A 3,313-nucleotide genomic window follows, 5' to 3' on the forward strand; every position below is an offset into this window, starting at 1 on the left:
CACAAAATCACCGACCTGCCCGACCAGCCGAGCCTGCCGGCAAACGAGCTGAAAGCGCGGTTCGACAGCAGTCCGGAGGAGCTGCGGCAGGCGGTGAACGGAATCTGCGACGAGGCTTCGCGGCTGGAGGCGCGTGTGGAGGGCATCGTGGTGGACACGTTCGGGGACACGATTACAGAAGAAATGCTGTCCGATGAGTTGGACGCAAACCTGATGCGGCGAAGCGACCTGTATTTCGGCACCTACACAGGCGATGGTGTGTATCCCCGCGAGATAACGCTGGGCTTTGCTCCCAAAATGGTGTTTATCATGCGCGCGGACGGAATGACCGGTTCCACCGGTTACACCTATCAGTTCCTTGCGTTTCCGGTCGAGGAGTCTGAACAACCGGACTATTGCCTGCTTACGCAAACCGGCTTTCGTCTGAACAGCCCCGGCGACAAGTCACGGATAAATGCCAAAGATATAAAATACGTCTATATCGCCTTAAAATGAAAAGGGAAAACCCCCTCGAAAGAGGGGGTTTTCTCTTTTTGTTGTGAAAAAATTACGCTACAACAGTGAACGTATAAGTTGCAGTTGCAATACCATTCGTTACACTGAACGAGTCAGCATCAGCATTCGTGCCTGCCAGAGTCGGAGCTGCGGTAGCAGTAATTGCGTAGTCTGCATCCGGAGTAAAGGTAGCGGTGATTGTAACCTTTTCACCTGCAACCGGAGTGTAAACAGAGGTATCTGCGCTCGGACGATCGTTAGCCACAATTTTAAACGAAGCCGTCACATTAGTGGTTTCATTTGTCTTGAGCTTGCCAACGATGGTATCCAGTACACCAGCCTTGACCTTACCAGCTTCGGTAAACGTTGTGGTGCTGTCGCTTGCAGTAACAGCATTCAGAGTGGCAACCGGCTTTGCAGTAACCTCAAAGGTATCTGTCAGCAGAACAGTATTGCCCGCCTTGATCTGAATATTATACGTGCCGATTGCGGTGGAAGTACCAACTGTTACAGTGATTTCCTGCGTGCCGTTATTCTTTACAGCAAAGGTACCATCGCCAGAAGCAGTAATGTTGACGTTATCCTCAGAATTGATAGAGGTAGTAACATCGGCTGCATCTGCTGCATAGTTGGAAGCAGTCAAGGTGTACTTCAGAGTTGCCTCCGTACCCTTTGTGGTCGATGCATCGCCGGAAGTCTTCACAGCGGTCAGCTTGGGCGCATTCACATCATCCAGCTCAAAGCCGTCGAACGCGCCGGTGGAGTCGATGACCAGAACGTCGATATCCTTGTCGTCGCTGCCGGCCTCGTCCATGATCCAGAACGCATTGACCAGATACTTGTCAACGCCGCCATCCTTGTACTTGGAGCCCTGCGGCAGCTTGTCGCCGTAGGTGTAGTTCAGGCCGATTGCCTTGTCGCTGTCAGCCTTGGAGTCTACCATCAGTACGGTGGTATCAGCAGTAACATTGAACTGCGCACCATCGATTGCAATGTAGCCGGAAACATTGGCCTCATTGCCGCCACGGTACAGGTCGGTCGTGTTCAGGGAGCCGGAGGCGTCCTTCGCGTCCTTGATCGTACCGTAAACCTTAACATCGTTGATGTAGCCATCCGCATCGATTTCGGAATAGCCGATCAGCGTACCCTTAGCGCGGGCATTCTTGCTGTAGGAGGTATCCTCCGTAACAGTCACATTCTCAGAGCCGGTCCAGATGGTATACTTGACATCGCCGCCTGCCGCCTGGCTGCCGCCGGTGACAATGTAAGCATAGTTATCGCTGGACTCGCCGACCAGATCGGTGCTCTGCACCTTGACCGCCGCCATCTTGACGCGGGTCAGGCCGTCGGTTTCCTTGGTGAATACCGCGGTCGCCGCATTAGTGGTGGTGAAAGCGTCGTCAGCCAGGGACTTGAACTGCTTGCCGGTGATCTGCTTGGAGCGGCCCGCAGTGGTGTACAGAATGATCGCAGCATCGTCAGCAATCTTGGTGCTGGCGATTTCGTCAACGCTGCCGCCCTGTGCGTTGGCCATGTTAGAAATGTACTTGTAGCCGTTGTACTTGTCGTTCAGAGTAAGGTTTTCGAACTTGGTATCCGAATCAGAACCGGAAATCTTGTAAGCGGTGCCAACAGTGAGGGAAACGCTGTCGTCAGACATGGTAACCGTCTTGGTGGAACCGTCAAAGAAGCGGATCTTAGCCTGATCGCCGTCCAGGCCGCTGGTACCCTTGCCGATCACTACGGCTACATCGCTCGGGAACGAGCCGTCGCCGTCATCGGTGTCAAGATCGAGTACAACGCCGTTGAAGACATAGGCCTTAACCGTATCACCGGTGGAGACATCGGTATCCTCGGAAGCCATGTTGTACCAAGTGCCATCCAGCTCGTACTGAACGTAGCCATCCTTTTCCTTGTAGCCGGTCAGCTCGGTGGTCAGGATGTCCGCGCGGACGATGTCCTTGCAGTCCTCGTAGAGGTTCTCAGACATAACCGCATAGTCGTCCTTCACGATTTCCTCGTCGATGTTTTCATCCTCAAACTCGTAGGACTTGCCATCAAAGGTGATCTTATCGGAGCCAACATAAGTTACCTGGCCGCCGGTGTAGGTGGTGATGATCGCGGTGTCGATCTTGTTATTGCTGTCGGTATCGACAAAGACAACCTTATTCATGGATACCTTATTTGCAGCGGTATCGTCGAAATAATCCAGCGTCTTATTTTCAGCAGTCGCGCCATCAATGATAGTGCTGATCTCATCCACGTCGTCAACTGAGTAGGAGGAGCCGCCGAACTTGATCTTGGAGCCGTCCTTCTCAGTCGCATTCATGTAGGTGGTGTAAACCGTATTGTCCGAGATCGCGTAAACGCCGAGGACATTGTTGGTCTTGCCATCCTTGAACATGACCTTGACCTTCTGGCCCAGCAGGCTGGAGTAATCCGTGCCTACCTTGGAGAAAGAAACCGTGCCACTACCACTATGGTAGTTGTCAGACGAATATGTGCTGTCAAGCTGAATCTCCAGAGAATCCGTGGAGATCTTGATCAGGGTGCCGTAGTCGTAGGACAGGCCCATGTAAGCGGAGCCGACAGTCTCCTTGACGCCGCCGTTGAGGATATCGTCAAAGGAGTCGGAATCGGTGGACCACTTCACGCGGTTGGTGTCCAGCGTATTTGCGATCATCTGCGCGGCGTACTGGCGCGGCAGGCCCTGCTCCAGGCCGGAGTTGACGTCGTCCAGCAGGCCGGCGGAGCCAGCATACTTCAGGGTGTTGGTGGACCAGTTGTGGCCTACCAGACCAGCCTTGTCAGCGTCGTA

2 protein-coding genes are annotated in these 3,313 nt (G+C 53.6%); one reads left to right on the forward strand and one right to left on the reverse strand.

The window, feature by feature from the left end; all coding sequences use genetic code 11:
• Window positions 1–495 (forward strand): hypothetical protein (locus tag H8S45_RS15540; RefSeq protein ID WP_186950547.1); only part of this gene is annotated, 495 nt, incomplete at its 5' end.
• A gap of 52 nt (window positions 496–547) precedes the next feature.
• Here the strand turns inward: H8S45_RS15540 and H8S45_RS15545 are convergent.
• On the reverse strand, window positions 548–3,313 hold a 2,766-nt coding region (locus tag H8S45_RS15545; RefSeq protein ID WP_186950550.1), incomplete at its 5' end, for a hypothetical protein.

Origin of the sequence: Agathobaculum faecis (assembly GCF_014287995.1) — a bacterium.
Taxonomy (GTDB): domain Bacteria; phylum Bacillota; class Clostridia; order Oscillospirales; family Butyricicoccaceae; genus Agathobaculum; species Agathobaculum ammoniilyticum.